Source organism: Phenylobacterium sp., assembly GCF_030693805.1.
Taxonomy (GTDB): domain Bacteria; phylum Pseudomonadota; class Alphaproteobacteria; order Caulobacterales; family Caulobacteraceae; genus Phenylobacterium.
Map to the genome: position 1 here is coordinate 1 of NZ_JAUXZW010000287.1, position 1,599 is coordinate 1,599.

1 protein-coding gene is annotated in these 1,599 nt (G+C 45.7%); it reads left to right on the plus strand.

Features of this window, described 5'->3' with window-relative positions:
- A partial coding sequence (gene asnB / locus Q8M88_RS11040; protein ID WP_305597210.1) for an asparagine synthase B occupies positions 1-1,426 on the plus strand: 1,426 nt, incomplete at its 5' end.
- Between the last annotated feature and the right edge of the window lie 173 nt (positions 1,427-1,599).

The window sequence follows — 1,599 nt, forward strand, 5'->3', positions numbered from 1 at the left end:
AATCCGTGAACGGATTGGCGATTCGTACGAATTTCTGACCCATTCCGACTGTGAAGTTATTTTGGCTTTATACCGCGAAAAAGGAGTTGATTTTCTGGAAGACCTGAACGGAATTTTCGCTTTTGCATTATACGATCTCGAAAAAGATGTTTATCTGATTGCCCGCGACCATATCGGAATCATTCCGTTGTACCAGGGATGGGATAAGCATGGCAATTATTACGTGGCTTCCGAGTTGAAAGCTCTGGAAGGCCATTGCAGCAAAATTGAAGAGTTTTTGCCCGGACAATACTTGTTCAGCGCAGATGGTGAAATAAAAACCTGGTACGACCGGGAATGGAAATCGTTTGACGCTGTAAAGGACAACGGCTTTGATATGGATGAGCTGCGAACTGCGCTCGAAGCTGCCGTACACCGCCAACTAATGTCGGATGTTCCTTATGGGGTTTTACTTTCAGGCGGCCTTGACTCGTCGGTAATTTCGGCCATTGCGAAAAAATACGCGGCTTTCCGGATCGAATCTCATGATTCGGAAACGGCCTATTGGCCGCAGTTGCACTCGTTTGCCGTTGGGTTGGTTGGTTCGCCCGATTTGGCAGCAGCCCGGAAAGTCGCTGATCATATCGGAACGGTCCATCATCAAATCCATTTCACTGTTCAGGAAGGTTTGGATGCCATCCGCGATGTGATCTATCACCTCGAAACTTATGACGTGACAACTGTCCGGGCATCAACGCCAATGTACCTTTTGTCACGGGTAATCAAATCCATGGGCGTAAAAATGGTGCTTTCGGGCGAAGGCGCAGATGAGATTTTTGGCGGCTACCTGTATTTCCACAAGGCGCCAAATGCAAGGGCTTTTCACGAAGAAACAGTTCGCAAACTGGGCAAATTACATTTGTATGATTGCCTGCGCGCCAACAAATCGCTGGCTGCCTGGGGTGTTGAAGGCCGCGTTCCATTCCTCGATAAAGAATTCCTGGATGTGGCCATGCGGATTAATCCGGAAGAAAAAATGGCCAAAAACGGTCGCATGGAAAAATGGGTGGTTCGCAAGGCATTCGAAGATTATTTGCCTGAAAGTGTGGTTTGGCGGCAGAAAGAACAATTCTCGGATGGTGTCGGTTACAATTGGATTGATTCGCTGAAAGCGATGGTTGCTGAAAAAGTGACAGACGAAATGATGAGTACCTCGAAATACCGTTTCCCGATCAATACACCCATGTCGAAAGAAGAGTATTTCTATCGTTCCATTTTTACCGAGCATTTTCCGTCCGATTCGGCTGCAAGTTGTGTGCCCTCAGTGCCGTCAATCGCTTGCAGTACGCCAATCGCTCTTGAATGGGATGCCAGTTTCAAGAACAATGCCGATCCTTCAGGCCGTTCAGTAGGAAGCGTCCACCTCGAAGGTTATGAGAAAAAATAATTGAAAATGAATTCCGATTTATAAGGAATATTGAAGAGAAACCGGGCTGTTTAGCCCGGTTTTTTTGTTGCAAAAAACTACTAAACATTCAATTATTTCCTTTAATTTGCAATGCCTTGATGAACTTATAATTATTAAAACCTAAACCATGAAAAATTTGCTTCTGCTTGCAT